This window comes from Micromonospora sp. URMC 106, from assembly GCF_051386395.1.
In the GTDB taxonomy this organism is placed as follows: domain Bacteria; phylum Actinomycetota; class Actinomycetes; order Mycobacteriales; family Micromonosporaceae; genus Micromonospora.
Map to the genome: position 1 here is coordinate 61,109 of NZ_JBPQTP010000008.1, position 13,275 is coordinate 74,383.

The 13,275-nt window shown below is 75.2% G+C and carries 15 protein-coding genes; 9 read left to right on the top strand and 6 right to left on the bottom strand.

What is annotated here, in order from left to right; translation table 11 throughout:
• Positions 1 to 217 precede the first annotated feature (217 nt).
• Positions 218 to 409: a 50S ribosomal protein L28 gene (rpmB, locus tag ACSNOB_RS04385; protein WP_088963534.1), complete on the top strand. Its 192-nt coding sequence runs from the start codon at positions 218 to 220 to the stop codon at positions 407 to 409.
• Between the two features lie 329 nt (positions 410 to 738).
• Positions 739 to 1,995, top strand: a complete 1,257-nt coding sequence (locus ACSNOB_RS04390; RefSeq protein WP_436685275.1) for an ATP-grasp domain-containing protein — start codon at positions 739 to 741, stop codon at positions 1,993 to 1,995.
• Between the two features lie 157 nt (positions 1,996 to 2,152).
• On the opposite strand, the gene ACSNOB_RS04395 is transcribed toward ACSNOB_RS04390, so the two are convergent.
• Entirely contained in the window at positions 2,153 to 2,641 is a 489-nt protein-coding gene (locus ACSNOB_RS04395) for a GNAT family N-acetyltransferase (protein ID WP_436685276.1), read from the bottom strand.
• A gap of 8 nt (positions 2,642 to 2,649) precedes the next feature.
• Positions 2,650 to 3,588 (bottom strand): thiamine-phosphate kinase, encoded by a 939-nt coding sequence (locus tag ACSNOB_RS04400; RefSeq protein ID WP_436685277.1) that lies wholly within the window; start codon positions 3,586 to 3,588, stop codon positions 2,650 to 2,652.
• Positions 3,589 to 3,710: 122 nt separating this feature from the next.
• On the opposite strand from ACSNOB_RS04400, the gene ACSNOB_RS04405 reads away from it, so the two are divergent.
• Complete coding sequence (locus ACSNOB_RS04405; RefSeq protein ID WP_013284547.1) at positions 3,711 to 3,944, top strand: Lrp/AsnC ligand binding domain-containing protein; 234 nt, start codon at positions 3,711 to 3,713, stop codon at positions 3,942 to 3,944.
• Complete coding sequence (locus tag ACSNOB_RS04410; RefSeq protein ID WP_436685278.1) at positions 3,945 to 4,589, top strand: DUF3515 family protein; 645 nt, start codon at positions 3,945 to 3,947, stop codon at positions 4,587 to 4,589.
• A 223-nt stretch (positions 4,590 to 4,812) separates the two neighbouring features.
• On the opposite strand, the gene ACSNOB_RS04415 is transcribed toward ACSNOB_RS04410, so the two are convergent.
• A complete protein-coding gene (locus ACSNOB_RS04415; protein WP_436685279.1) occupies positions 4,813 to 5,919 on the bottom strand; it encodes a D-alanine--D-alanine ligase family protein in 1,107 nt (368 codons plus the stop codon).
• A 218-nt stretch (positions 5,920 to 6,137) separates the two neighbouring features.
• Between ACSNOB_RS04415 and ACSNOB_RS04420 the strand changes: the two genes are divergently transcribed.
• The 3 genes from ACSNOB_RS04420 (at position 6,138) to ACSNOB_RS04430 (ending at position 9,061) form a co-directional block, all read left to right on the top strand.
• Positions 6,138 to 6,728 carry a PadR family transcriptional regulator gene (locus tag ACSNOB_RS04420; RefSeq protein WP_436685280.1) on the top strand — a complete coding sequence of 197 codons (591 nt, stop codon included), beginning with the start codon at positions 6,138 to 6,140 and terminating at the stop codon, positions 6,726 to 6,728.
• Position 6,729: 1 nt separating this feature from the next.
• Complete coding sequence (locus ACSNOB_RS04425) at positions 6,730 to 7,707, top strand: hypothetical protein (RefSeq protein ID WP_436685281.1); 978 nt, start codon at positions 6,730 to 6,732, stop codon at positions 7,705 to 7,707.
• 73 nt (positions 7,708 to 7,780) lie between these two features.
• Positions 7,781 to 9,061, top strand: coding sequence for an ATP-binding protein (locus ACSNOB_RS04430; RefSeq protein WP_436685282.1), 1,281 nt, complete (start codon positions 7,781 to 7,783; stop codon positions 9,059 to 9,061).
• Between the two features lie 237 nt (positions 9,062 to 9,298).
• On the opposite strand, the gene ACSNOB_RS04435 is transcribed toward ACSNOB_RS04430, so the two are convergent.
• On the bottom strand, positions 9,299 to 9,517 hold the full coding sequence (locus ACSNOB_RS04435; protein ID WP_350704800.1) for a hypothetical protein: 219 nt from the start codon (positions 9,515 to 9,517) through the stop codon (positions 9,299 to 9,301).
• 278 nt (positions 9,518 to 9,795) lie between these two features.
• On the opposite strand from ACSNOB_RS04435, the gene ACSNOB_RS04440 reads away from it, so the two are divergent.
• Together ACSNOB_RS04440 and ACSNOB_RS04445 are read left to right on the top strand one after the other, a co-directional pair.
• Entirely contained in the window at positions 9,796 to 10,641 is an 846-nt protein-coding gene (locus ACSNOB_RS04440) for a helix-turn-helix domain-containing protein (RefSeq protein WP_393105060.1), read from the top strand.
• A gap of 3 nt (positions 10,642 to 10,644) precedes the next feature.
• The gene (locus tag ACSNOB_RS04445; protein ID WP_436685283.1) at positions 10,645 to 10,845 is read left to right on the top strand and encodes a DUF397 domain-containing protein; all 201 of its coding nucleotides are present in this window, start codon (positions 10,645 to 10,647) and stop codon (positions 10,843 to 10,845) included.
• A gap of 144 nt (positions 10,846 to 10,989) precedes the next feature.
• Here the strand turns inward: ACSNOB_RS04445 and ACSNOB_RS04450 are convergent, their stop codons facing one another.
• Both ACSNOB_RS04450 and ACSNOB_RS04455 read right to left on the bottom strand, forming a co-directional pair.
• Entirely contained in the window at positions 10,990 to 11,778 is a 789-nt protein-coding gene (locus tag ACSNOB_RS04450) for a putative protein N(5)-glutamine methyltransferase (protein WP_436685284.1), read from the bottom strand.
• A 336-nt stretch (positions 11,779 to 12,114) separates the two neighbouring features.
• Positions 12,115 to 13,275: a cystathionine gamma-lyase gene (locus ACSNOB_RS04455; RefSeq protein ID WP_436685285.1), complete on the bottom strand. Its 1,161-nt coding sequence runs from the start codon at positions 13,273 to 13,275 to the stop codon at positions 12,115 to 12,117.

A 13,275-nucleotide genomic window follows, 5' to 3' on the forward strand; every position in this document is an offset into this window, starting at 1 on the left:
GGCCCGAACCACCCTCGTGGTCGCGTCCCTCGTGCGGTGGTGTCGGAGGGACGGCGCGGGCCGGGCTACCGTGGGCGCGTCGCGCTGCGGCGGCCCCCACCCGGGGCACCGCTCAGGGCCGGTTGGCCGGGTGCCCGGGTCATCGGGTAACCTGGCCAGGTTGCCCGGGCTGCGCCTGGCGGCGACCTCATGAACGTTTCAAACCCAGGAGTATCCCGTGGCTAGCGTGTGCGACGTCTGTGGCAAGGGACCGGGCTTCGGCCACAACGTGTCCCACTCGCACCGGCGGACCAACCGCCGCTGGAACCCGAACATCCAGTCGGTGCGTACCCCGGCCGGTGGCGGCAACACCAAGAAGATGCAGGTCTGCACCTCGTGCATCAAGGCTGGCAAGGTCACCCGCGCCTGACGCGGTAGGCCCCAGCTTCACACTCGTCATTGCCGGCGGGCCCCCGTGGCCCGCCGGCTCTGTCGTGTCCGCGCCCGCCCGCCGGCGCTGACGCCCGCGCCCGCCGGCGCCGCCGGTCCCGGCACTCCCGCCGGCTCTGTCGTGTCCGCGCCCGCCCGCCGGCGCCGCCGGTCCCGGCACCCCCGCCGGCTCTGTCGGGTCCCGGCGGGCCGGCTGACGGGTACGCGACGGCCGGTTCGACGGGCGGCGCCGGCCCGGTTAGGGTCTGCCTGCGCCGGGCGTCCGGGTCGGATCCGGCGCCTTGAGAAGCCGAGCGCGGAGGACGACAGGTGCAGCTTGACCTAGGCCGGGACGAGATGGTCATCGTCGGGGCCTCCCTTGGAATGCTGCGCTGGTTCAGCGAGGAACTGCCCGCCGGCAGCGTCGTCCTCGTCGAGGAACCGGACGTCATCGAGCGCCGGGGACTGGAGAGGTTCGCCCGCGAAATGGCCTTCATCTCCCGGGTGGTGCCCGCCGAGTACCAGACCGGCCTGGACGCCGCCGCGCTGGTCGCCCGGGAACCCGCGCTGGCCGCCGCCCGGCTGGTCATGCCCGGCCTGGAGTACGCCGTCGGCGCCACCGCCCGGCTCGCCGAGGCGCTGGACCTGCCCGGCGCCGGTCCCGCGGCGGCCGACATCTTCGCCGACAAGCACCGGATGCGGCTGCTCGCCGCCGAGGCCGGCCTGACCAACCCGGCCTTCGCGCTGGTCGACTCCCCCGCCGCGGCGACGGGGTTCGCCGAGCGGCACGGCGGCCGGTGCGTGCTGAAGCCGACCCGCCGCTCGGGCAGCCTCGGGGTGCAGATCATCGCCGACCCGACCGAGATCGCCGGGGCCTGGGCGGGGACCGCCTCCCCCGAGGACCCGCCGGAGGCGACCGGCCGCGGGCTGCCCACGGCCGTCCTCGTCGAGCAGGTGGTCGACGGCCGGGAGCACAGCGTCGAGCTGCTGGTCGCCGACGGCGAGGTGTTCTTCGCCAACGTCACCGACAAGCGGGTGCGGCCGGGGCGCTCCCCGGTGGAGACCGGCCACACCGTGCCGACCGCGCTGCCCGAGGCCACCCGCCGGGAGCTGATCGGGGTGGCGACCCGGCTGGCCGCCGCCGCCGGCTTCCGCACCGGCACGCTGCACAGCGAGTGGATCGTGGCCGACGGGGTGCCGACGCTGGTCGAGTGCGCGGCCCGGCTGCCCGGCGACATGATCACCGCGCTGGTGTCGATCGCGTACGAGTGCGGGTTCATCGAGGCGTACCTGCGGACGTTGCGCGGGGAGCGGCCGGCCCTGCCCGTGCGGCCGGTCGGCGCGGCGGCGGTCGAGTTCCTGCTGGCCCCGCCCGGCACCGTCACCGCCGTCGACGGGGCACGCCAGGCCCTCCGGGCGCCCGGGGTGCTCGAGGTGCAGCTCGACGTCGCGGTCGGCGACACCGTGGCCGAGGTCACGTCCTCGCTGTGGCGCAGCGGTCACCTGCTGGCCTGGGGCGCCGACCCGGCCGAGGCGACCGCCAACGCCGGCAGGGCCGCCGAGCAGATCCGGATCACCACCGCCTGAGCGCGCCGCGGTCGACCCGGCGCGGGCTGCTCTGCCGGGCCGTCCCGGGCCGGCGGCTCAGCGGGTGCGGCCCGGCGCGGGTTCCTCTATCGGGCCGGGCCGGCGCGGGTTACCCAGCCGGGCCGGCGCGGGTTACCCAGCCGGGCCGGGCCGGGGCTCAGAGGGTGCGGCCGAACGAGAGGCAGCCCGGGGCGTCCTTGTAGAAGCCGAAGTTCGGGATCCGCTCGTAGCCGGCCGCCGTGTACATGGCGATGGCCTCGGGCTGCTTGTCGCCGCACTCCAGGACGATCCGCTTGCGCCCGTGCTCGCGGGCCGAGCGCTCCACGGCGGCCAGCACCGCCCGGGCCACGCCCCGTCCCCGGGCCGCCGGGGCGGTGTACATCCGCTTCAGCTCGGCTGTGTCGCCCGCGTCGCCGTGACTGCGCCAGCCGCCGCAGCCGACCGGCTCGCCGCCCAGGTGGGCGACGAGGAAGGCGCCGGACGGCGGCTCGAACTCGCCCGGGTCGACCGGGGTGTCGTCGCCGCTGCCGCCGTACCGCGCGCTGAGGTCCGCCAGCGCGGCGCGGATCAGCCGCTGCGCCACCGGCGAGTCGAAGCGCTCGACGCGGATCTCGATCTCACTCACGGAGTAAAGGGTACGACCCATGCCGGCCCTTACCGGAAGTGGTCCCAGCCGGCGGGTCCGTCGTACGGCTCGCCGTCGACGGTGACGCCGGAGCCCTCCGCCACCCGCCCGATCGGCCGCCAGTCGGGCGGCAGCGCCACCGCCGGCGGGAAGGTCGCGGCCAGCGCGTGGTCGTCGCCCCCGGCGAGGAGCCAGGAGTACGGGTCGACGCCGAGCGCCTGGGCGGCGTCGCGCATCTGCCGGGGCACCTCGAAGGCGTCCCGCCGCACGTCGAGGGCCACCCCGCTGGCCTTCGCCACGTGCCCGAGGTCGGCGAGCAGGCCGTCCGACACGTCGATCATCGAGGTGGCACCGAGCCGGGCCGCGTGCGGTCCGGCCCGGTAGGGCACCTCCGGCCGGCGGTACGCCTCCACCAGCAGCCGGGGCGTGCGGAAGCCCCGGGAGAGCACGGTGAACCCGGCCGCGGCGTACCCGGTCCGGCCGGCCAGGGCCAGCACGTCCCCGGGCCGCGCCCCGGAGCGCGTCACCGGCGGCCGGCCACCGAGGTCGCCGAGCGCGGTGACCGCGATCGTCAGCGTGGGGCTGGCCGACATGTCCCCGCCGACCACGCTCGCGCCCACCTTCGCCGCCTCGGCGGCCAGCCCGTCGGCGAGTTCCTCGGCCCACCCGGTCTCCAGCTCCGGCGGCATGCAGAGCGCGACCAGCAGCGCCGTCGGCTCCGCCCCCATCGCGGCGACGTCGGCCAGGTTGGCCGCCGCCGCCCGGTGGCCGACGTCCCGCGGGCCGGACCAGTCCCGCCGGAAGTGCCGCCCCTCCACCAGCACGTCGGTCGAGGCCACGACCCGGGCGTCCGGGGCGGCCACCACCGCCGCGTCGTCCCCGGGACCGAGCAGAACAGTCGATCCGTACGACAACCGGGCGGTCACCCGGTCGATCAGGCCGAACTCGCCGACCCCCGCGACACTCATGCCGGCCCTCCGCCGTGCTCGCTCACCGCTTCTCCTTGACCACCGATAGGGATCAGACCTGGTCCGTAAGGTACTTTCTCCCTTCGGGCCGCCCGCGGGCGGCGACGGACGGAGGTCGAGTCGTGGTACAGGCGTACATCCTCATCCAGACCGAGGTCGGCCGGGCGCGTGACGTGGCCGGTCTCATCGCGGACCTTGCCGGCGTAGTGCGGGTCGACGCCGTCACCGGGCCGTACGACGTGGTCGTGCTCACCGAGGCGAACACCGTCGACGAGCTCGGCAAACTCATCGTCAGCAAGGTGCAGATGGTGCCCGGCATCACCCGCACCCTCACGTGTTCGGTGGTGCGCCTGTAAGTGGACAAGATTACTGACTCTCCCGTGACCGATTCCGCCCAGCCGGACGAGGTCGTCCCCGACCGCCCGACCCGAGACCGGACGACCCGGAGCGCGGCGCTGATCGCCACGCTCGTCGCGCTGCCGGTCACCGCGCTGGTGGGCGCGCTCGCCTTCACACAGCTTTCCCCGGACGAGCCGGCCGAACCGGTCACCGCGCCGAGCCCGACGGCCAGCGCCCCCCGCGCGCAGTCCACCGCCCCGGTCGAGATGGCCGCGCCGGCGCTGCGCGAGCGGCCCGCCACGGTCTGCCGGGCCCTGCTCTCGCAGTTGCCGCCCACCGTCAACGACCTCCCGCAGCGGCCGGTCACCGCCGGCCCGGAGCAGAACGCCGCGTACGGCGACCCGGCGCTGACCCTGGCCTGCGGCGGCGCCGAGCCGACCGTCGGCGAGACGGACGACGTGTGGACGGTCAACAAGGTCTGCTGGTACGCCCGGGAGGAGACCGACGCCACCGTGCTCACCACCCTGGACCGGGAGACCGCCGTCACGGTCCGCGTGCCGCGCTCCTACGGTCAGGCCTTGCAGTGGGTCTCCCCCATCTCGGAGACGATCGTGGCCTCCGTGCCCTCCGGCGGCGACGCCCCGGCAGGCTGCCGCGGCTGACACCTCCGCCACCACCCCGCCCGGCCACCCGGGCGATCCTGTCGGCAACTTCCCGGAAGTAGTGGTCTCCCCTCGTCGGGAGGCCACTACTTCCCTGAAACAGCGCGATCTTCGCGGAGGGCGCCCGCCGGGCGCGGCGGTGCGGGGAGGGGTGCGCGGGTGCCGACCGGCGGGGTGGGTCGGCACCGGCCGACGTCCCGGTCGGTGCCGGCCGACGTCCGGGTCAGTGCAGGCCGACGCCGCGGTGCAGGGCCGTGCGGATGAGCCGGTTGACCAGCTTCGGGTACTCCAACCCGGAGGCGGCCCACATCCGGGGGAACATCGACGTCGGCGTGAAGCCCGGCATCGTGTTGATCTCGTTGAGGTAGACGTCCAGCTCCGGGGTGACGAAGAAGTCGACCCGGGCCAGGCCGGCGCAGTCGAGCGCGGTGAAGGCGCGGACCGCGTACTCCTGGATCTGCCGGGTCACCCGCTCGGGCAGGCCGGCGGGAATGTCGTACTCGCAGGCGCCCTCGGCGTCGATGTACTTCGCCTCGAAGTCGTAGAAGTCGTAGTCGCCGACGACCCGGACCTCGGCGAGCACGGACGCCTCCGGCACGCCGCCGGCCTCGCCCTCCAGCACGCCGCACTCGATCTCGCGGCCGACGACGGCGCCCTCGACGAGCACCTTCGGGTCGATCTGGCGGGCCGTGGCGACGGCGGCGTCCAGGTCCGCCCAGTCGGTGACCTTGGTGATGCCGAACGACGAGCCGGCCCGGGAGGGCTTGACGAAGACCGGCAGCCCCAGCCGCTCCTTCTCCGCCTCGCTCAGCGTCATCCCGTTGCGCAGCACCGCGTACGGGCCGACCGGAATGCCCTCGGCGGCGCAGAGCTTCTTGGTGAACTCCTTGTCCATGGCGGCGGCGGAGGCGAAGACGTTCGCCCCGACGTAGGGGATGCCGGCCATCTCCAGCATGCCCTGGATGGTGCCGTCCTCCCCGTACGCGCCGTGCAGCACCGGGAAGACCACGTCGACGTCGGCGAGCGCCCGGGGGCCCTCGGCCGGGTCGAGCACCATCAGCCCGTTGCCGGTCGGGTCGGCGCGCAGCACGATGTCGGTGCCGGACTCGGCGGTGATCTCCGGCAGCCGGCGGGCGTTGATCGCCAACTGGGCCGGGTCGCCGCTGGTCAGCACCCACTGGCCGGCCCGGGTGATGCCCACCGGCACCACCTCGAACTCGTCCGGGTCGAGCGCGCCGAGCACGCTGCCGGCGCTGACGCAGGAGATGCCGTGCTCCGGGCTGCGGCCGCCGAAGACGATCGCCACGCGGGTCCTGCCTGGGGTGGTCACTGCGTCACCTCTTCGTACGCGACTGTTCCGGTCGTGGCGCTCACCCGGTTGACCTTACTGTGCGTGGCCGAATCCGGATGCCGATACCCGGGAGCGACGACGACCACGCGCAATCGGTCAGCGAAGCCTATACGGTGCGTAACTTCGACACGCCATCCCACCCATCCTCCGCCCGGGACCGTCGACGGGTAGTCGATTTCGACTGTTAGAGTTCGACCATGCCACGGCGCGCCCTCGACAATCCGCTGGTGCTGGCGATCCTCGGCCTGCTCCTGGAACGCCCCATGCACCCGTACGACCTCCTCGGTGAGCTGCGGCGACGCAGCGAGTACCGGGCCGCGGCGATCACCCGCGGCTCGGTCTACGACATCGTCGGCGCGCTCCTCGCCGCCGGCTGGATCGCCGAGGCGGCCCGGCTGCGGGCCGGGAACCGCCCGGAGCGGACCGTGTACGCGCTGACCGCCGCCGGCCGGGAGGAGCTGGTCCGTCGCCTCGACGCGCAGATCCGCAACCCGCAGCGGGAGTTCACCCCGTTCCTGGGCGCCGTCGCCTACCTCGGGGCCCTGGGCCCGGAGGGCGCGACGGACGCGTTGGCCGAGCGCGCCAGGCTGCTGCGGGAACGGACCGCGGCCGACGAGCGCCGGCTGGCCGAGGTGCTCGGCGAGGGCGTGCCGCGGCTGCACGTCATCGAGGCCGAGTACGCGCTCCGGCTGGCCCGCGCCGAGTTGGCCTGGATCGACTCGGTGCTCGCGGAGATCCGCACCGGTGCGCTGGCCTGGCCGGGCACCGCCGAACCCCACGGGAGTTGACATGCTCTTCGGTATCTACCCCGGCAGCGTGACCGGCGACGACGCCGGCGGGATCGCCGCCGGCCGGCCCGACGATCCGCAGCAGATCGCCACGGCGCTGGCGGACCTCCAGGGCCGGCCGGGTCGGCCCTTCCTGGTCCGCGCCTACCTCACCTTCCACGACCAGACCCCGCGTGGCGGACCGCACCCGACCGCGACGCCACCCGACGCGGCCCGGTACGCCGGGGACGGCCGCCGCCTCGAACTCGTGGCGCAGTACCGGTCGGATTCCGGCGACGTCGCCGGGTACTGCGACTTCGTCCGGGAGGTGATCGACCAGTACGGTGCCGTCACCGACCGGCTCCAGATCACGGAGGAGCCGAACGTGCCCGGCAACCCGGTGCTGGACGGCTACTACCCGAACGTCGCCGACGCCGTGGTGGCCGGGGTGTCGGCCGCCAGGGAACACGCGCGCCGGCTCGGTCACCGGCACCTCCGGGTCGGCTTCAACACCACCCCGTTGTTCGGCCCGGCCGCCTCGTTCATCGCGGACCTGACCCGCCGGGGCGGCCCGGACTTCGTCGCCGACCTCGACTACGTGGGTCTGGACTTCTTCCCCGACGTCTTCCACCCGGTCGCCGTGGCCGACCTCGCCGGCGCCGTCGAGTGGCTGCTGCGCCGGCACCGCGTCGAGGCACTCACGCCGGCGGGGCTGGGTGGGGTGCCGCTGCGCATCACCGAACACGGCTGGCCCACCGGGCCGGACCGTCCGGCGGCCCGCCAGGCGGAGGTGGTCGACATCGTGCTCCGCACCCTGGCGGCGGTGGCCCCGGAGCTGCTGGTCGACGGATACTCGCACTTCGCGCTCCGCGACGCCGACAGCACGCGGGCCAGCCTGTTCCACCGGTTCGGGCTCCTCACCGACGACTACACCCGCAAGCCGGCCTTCGACGTCTACCGCAAGCTCGTCGAGGAGCTGGGCGACGGGACGACGCACTGAGGGCCGCCCGCGTCCGCCGCCACCGAGATCCGGGGCGATGACGGCGCCGGGCGCCCACTACGCTGCTCGTCCTATGAGCGCTGATCCCCTCATCGAATCGCTGACGGCGGCCCTGGACGCCCGCCCCGACGACCTGCCGCTGCGACTCCACCTCGCCTCGCTGCTGCTGGACGCCGGCCGGGCCGGGGAGGCGATCGCGCAGGTCGGGCAGGCGCTCGCCCGGGATCCGGGCAACACCCAGGCGCAGGCCCTGATGCAGCGGGCGCTGGGTGGCTCCGTACCGCCGCCGGCGCCCGCCCCGGCGGGCCCGCAGCCGCCGGCGCAGCGCCGGGCGCCGGCCGGGCCCGACGGCCCCGCCGCGACCGCCGACCAGGATCCCCTCGCGGCCTACGAGCAGGAGCTGGCGGACGTCGTGCCGCCGCGCTTCGCCCGCGCCGGCGACGAGCCGGAGCCGGTGACCGGCGACGAGGACCGGGTGTTCGACGTGGAGACCTCCGGCATCCGGCTGGCCGACGTGGGCGGCATGTCGGCGGTCAAGGAGCGGCTGGAGCTGGCCTTCCTCGGCCCGCTGCGCAACCCCCAGCTACGCAAGATGTACGGCAAGAGCCTGCGTGGCGGCCTCATGCTCTACGGCCCGCCCGGCTGCGGCAAGACGTTCCTCGCCCGGGCCGTCGCCGGGGAGATGGGCGCCAAGTTCATCTCGCTGTCCATCGTGGACGTGCTGGACATGTGGATGGGCAACTCGGAGCGCAACCTGCACGAGCTGTTCCAGGCGGCCCGCCGCAACGCGCCCTGCGTGCTCTTCCTCGACGAGGTCGACGCGCTCGGGCACAAGCGCTCGCAGGTCGGCTCCAGCTCGATGCGCACACTGGGCAACCAACTGCTGGCCGAGTTGGACGGGATGGAGGGCAGCAACGAGGGCGTCTTCGTGCTGGCCGCCACCAACACCCCCTGGGACGTCGACCCCGCGCTGCGCCGCCCGGGACGGCTCGACCGGGTGGTGCTGGTGCTGCCGCCGGACGCGGAGGCGCGCCGGTCCATCCTGGAGTACCACCTCCGGGAACGCCCGATCGCCGGGATCGACCTGCGGAAGATCGTAGCCGCCACCGAGGACTACTCCGGCGCCGACCTGGCCCACCTCTGCGAGACCGCCGCCGAGTACGCGATGGCCGACTCCGTACGCACCGGCGAGGTGCGCATGATCGAGCAGCGGGACCTGGAGCGGGCGGCGAAGGAGGTCCGGCCCTCGACGAAGCCGTGGATGGCCACCGCCCGCAACGTGGCGATGTTCGCCAACGAGGGGGGCGTCTACGACGACCTGGTGGCGTACCTGAAGCGGCGCCGGATGCTGTGACGCCGGAGACGGCCCGGCGGGGCGCCGGGCCGCGCCTCTCCGCCGGGCCGGGCCTCCTGCCGGACGGGCTGTGTCCGGCGGGGCCGCTCTCCCCGGTCGCACCGACTCGCCGGCGCGCACGGCGCCGACCTCGCAGCGTCTCCCTGCTCGATCATGCGTGCCGTGAACGGCGGCGCGGTCGAGGAGGCGCTTCGCCCTGCCCGGCGTGCCGGACGCGGTGTCGCCTGCGGCGGCGGGTCAGCCGCGCGCGTGTCGCCGGCCGATGGCGATCACCTTGACCCGCTGCCGGCCGGCCCGCACCATGCCCAGCGCCATGAACGCGCCGGCGATCCGGTCGGCCGCCTCCCGGCTGGTCGCACCGACCACCTGACGGCGCCGCTCGGGGCAGGTCCGCTCGTCGCGTCCGGCGCCGTCGACGGGGCGGACGTCGGTGAGCACCACGAGGAACCGCGTCACCGGAGGCCGCCGGCGCGGTCGGCGCGGATCTGCTGACCAGTACGCACGTCGAATCCCTTCCGGCTGGCGGGCCACGGGCGTGGCACGCGGCGATCGGGTACGGGGGAGAAACCCGATCGCCGCGCGCCCCATCCCCTCCGGTCGCTCACCACCACCGTCGCCACGACAACCGGCGGTGAGGACGCGACGACAGATTGACATGTCTACAGCCGTGAATGCAACTCTCATCGACGTTCTCTCATCTACACCTTCCCGGCAAGATGTGGGACGATCGATGCATGGCTCCCAAGACCGCCCGCGCCCGACGCCTGGGCATCGCGCTGCGCACGCACCGGGAAGCCGCCGGCCTCACCCTGGAGGCGGCGGCGGACGAGATCAGCAGCACCCGCAGCACCCTGTCCCGCTACGAGAACGCCCAGACGCTGGTCAGCCCGGCCACCGTGCGCGCCCTGCTCACCCTCTACGGGGTCGGCGCGGACGAGGTGGCGGCGGCCGTCCAGCTCGCCAAGGACGCGCGCAAGCCCGGCTGGTGGGTGTCGTACTCGTACCTGCTGGACCGGCGCACCATCGACTTCATCGCGCTCGAGGCCGAGGCGACCGGGATCGCCAACTTCGAGCCGTCGGTGGTGCCGGGGCTGCTGCAGACCGCCGACTACATCCGGGGCGTCATGCGCGGCGGCCCGCACACCCTCGGCGACGACGAGGTGGAGCAGCGGGTCCAGGTCCGGCTCGACCGGCAGCAGCGGCTCACCGCCGACAACCCGCCGATCCTGGACGCCATCATCGACGAGGGCGCGCTGCTGCGCCCGGTCGGCGGCCGCCCGGTGATGGAGAGTCAGCTGCACCACCTGTTGAAGATGGGCGAGCTGCCGAACATCACGGTGCAGGTGATCCCCCTCGCCGCCGGCTACCACCGGGGCACCCGGGGCTCGCTGCACATCCTGGAGTTCGCCGACCCGGAGGACCCGATCATCGCCTCGGTGGAGACCGTGGCCGGGCAGATGGTCCTGGACCGACCGGGTGACCTGCGAACCTGCACCAAGATCATGGAGCACCTGCGGACCGTCGCGCTCAGCCCGGCGGCCAGCCGCGACCAGCTCCTCCAACTCCTGAAGGGACGGTAGGACATGACACCGACGACCAGCGCGACGCTCGCCGTGGCCCGGTGGCGCAAGAGCAGCCACAGCGGCGACGAGGGGGCGTGCGTGGAGATGGCGGTGCTCCCGGGAACGGTCGCCGTCCGCGACTCGAAGGACCCGTCCGGCCCGGCGCTGCTCTTCCCGCCCGCCGCCTGGGCCGCCTTCGCCGGGGCACCGCCCCGCCGCTGACCCACCCACGGCGCCGGCGCGCCGCTGCCCGCACGCGACGCCGGCGCCCCCGCGCCGTCGACGGTCCCGCCGATGGGAGCCGGTGGGGCCGTCGACGCGCGGGTCACGACGCGGGAGCCCGACCGGCGACGCGGGAGCGGGGGCTCAGGCGGGGCGGCGGGCGGTGACGGCGGTGGCGTCCCGGTCGTCGTCGCGGGTCACCGTGGGGCGCAGGCCGGCGGCGGCCAGGGCGGCGCAGAGCGCGTCCGTCTGCGCCTCGCTCGTCTCCACCACCAGGTGCCCGCTCGGGGCCAGCCAGCGCGCCGCGCCCGCGGCGACCCGGCGCAGCACCGCCAGCCCGTCCGGCCCGCCGTCGAGGGCCACCGGCGCCTCGTGCAACCGGGCCTCCGGCGGCATCAGCGCCACCGCCGCCGTCGGCACGTACGGCGCGTTGGCCACCACCAGGTCCAGCCTCCCCCGCCAGCGCGCCGGCAACGGCGCGTACAGGTCGCCGTGGAAGACCGGTACGCCCAGCGGGGCCAGGTTACGCCGGGCGCAGGCCACGGCGGCGGGGTCGACGTCGGCGGCGGCCAGCCAGCGCGGGGCGAGCCGGCGGGCCAGTGCCACGGTGGTCGCGCCGGAACCGCAGCAGAGGTCCACCACGGCCGCCGCCGGACCGGTCACCGCGGCGGCGGCGTCGACCAGCAGGGCCGTACGGGCGCGGGGCACGAACACGCCGGGTTCGACGGCGATCCGCTCGCCGCAGAACTCGGCCCAGCCGAGCAGGTGCTCCAGCGGCAGCCCGGCGATCCGGCGGGCGGCCAGGTCGGCCAGCGCCTGCGGCGAGTCGGCGGCGGCGATCAGCAGGTCCGCCTCGTCCTCGGCGTAGACACAGCCGGCGGCGCGCAGCCGGTGCACGAGGGCGGGTCGGTCGGGATGGAAGGTAACAGTCACGGTGAACCTCCGGGAACGCTCGTCGACGCTCCCGGGCCGCCGGGAATCAGCCGGCGTGCCGTCGGAGGGGAGCGTCGGTCCTGCCTGTCGGGTGGATCGGACTCACCTCCTCGGGTCGGGGCCCGGCGGGGGCCACGGACGGCCCGGCTCCGGACCACGGACACCATAGCCCAGCGGCCACCGGCCGGCGTGCCCCACCGGCCGTCGTGCCCACCGGCCGTCGAGCGGTCACCGGCCGTCGTGTTCGGCGGCCGGCCCGCGATCGGGCAGCCGGCCCGCGATCGGGCAGCCGGCCCGCGATCGGGCAGCCGGCCCGCGATCGGGCGGCCGGCGTGTTCAGCGGCTGGCGTCGAGCGCGGCGGCCACGTCGGCGACCAGGTCGACGGCGTCCTCCACCCCGCAGGAGAGCCGGACGAAGCCGGGCGGGGTGTCGTCGCCCCACTGGGCCCGCCGGTCGGCGGTGGTGTGCAGGCCGCCGAAGGAGGTGGCCGCGCCCACGAGCCGGGCCGCGTCGAGGAACCGCGCCACCCGCTCGGCGTCGCCGAGATCGAAGGAGAGCACCCCCGGCATCCGTCGCATCTGGACCGACGCCACCGGGTGGGCCGGGTCGCCGGGCAGCCCCGGCCAGCGCAGCCCGGTCACGTCGGCGCGCCCGGCGAGCAGCCCGGCCAGCGCCTCGGCGTTCGCGGTCTGCCGGGCCAGCCGCAGGTCCAGGGTGGCCAGCGACCGGTGCGCGAGCCAGGCGTCGAAGGCGCCGGGCACCGCCCCGGTGACGTTCCGCCAGCCGGTCACCGCCGCCAGCAGCTCGGCCGAGCGGGTGGCGACGTAGCCGAGCAGCAGGTCGGAGTGCCCGGTCAGCGCCTTCGTGCCGGAGGCCACCGCGAGGTCGGCCCCGAGGTCCAGCGGGCGCTGCCCGAGCGGCGTGGCCGTGGTGTTGTCCACCGCGACCAGGGCACCGGCGGCGTGCGCGCGGGCGGCCAGCGCGGGCACGTCGGCGACGTCCAGGCCCGGGTTGGCCGGGGTCTCCAGCAGCACCAGGCGTACGCCGTCGAAGGCCGGATAGGGGCCGGCGGTGGGGGCGAAGAGCACCCGGACCCCGATGCCCTCCAGGGTGTCGGTGGCGAACGCCCGGACGGAGAAGTAGCCGTCCGACGGGAGCACCACGGTGTCCCCCGGCCGCAGCACCGTCAGCAGCAGCCCGGTGATCGCGGCCTGCCCGCTGGCGAAGACCCGGCAGTCGCCCCCCTCCAGCTCCCCGATCGCCGCCTCCAGCAGCCGCCGGGTGGGGTTGTCCGGCCGGCCGTAGCCGTCCGGCGCCGCCGCCGGTCCCGCCCACGGGTCGAGGTGGTACGGCGCGGCGAAGACCGGCCCGGGCAGGAACGGCTGGCCGGGGGCCGGCTCGGGCAGCCCGGCGCGGACGCAGCGGGTGCCGTCGGCGGGCCCCTCCCGTCGGCCGGCGGCGGCGCCGTCTGCCTGGTACGCGTGGGGCTCGGTCAT

Coding starts and splice junctions, on each gene's coding strand:
- ACSNOB_RS04425 (WP_436685281.1), top strand. CDS start 6,730: ATGCTCTTCGGTATCTACCCCGGCAGCGTGACCGGCGACGACGCCGGC.
- ACSNOB_RS04400 (WP_436685277.1), bottom strand. CDS start 3,588: ATGAGTGTCGCGGGGGTCGGCGAGTTCGGCCTGATCGACCGGGTGACC.
- ACSNOB_RS04455 (WP_436685285.1), bottom strand. CDS start 13,275: ATGACCGAGCCCCACGCGTACCAGGCAGACGGCGCCGCCGCCGGCCGA.
- ACSNOB_RS04420 (WP_436685280.1), top strand. CDS start 6,138: ATGCCACGGCGCGCCCTCGACAATCCGCTGGTGCTGGCGATCCTCGGC.
- ACSNOB_RS04430 (WP_436685282.1), top strand. CDS start 7,781: ATGAGCGCTGATCCCCTCATCGAATCGCTGACGGCGGCCCTGGACGCC.
- ACSNOB_RS04445 (WP_436685283.1), top strand. CDS start 10,645: ATGACACCGACGACCAGCGCGACGCTCGCCGTGGCCCGGTGGCGCAAG.
- ACSNOB_RS04395 (WP_436685276.1), bottom strand. CDS start 2,641: ATGGGTCGTACCCTTTACTCCGTGAGTGAGATCGAGATCCGCGTCGAG.
- ACSNOB_RS04440 (WP_393105060.1), top strand. CDS start 9,796: ATGGCTCCCAAGACCGCCCGCGCCCGACGCCTGGGCATCGCGCTGCGC.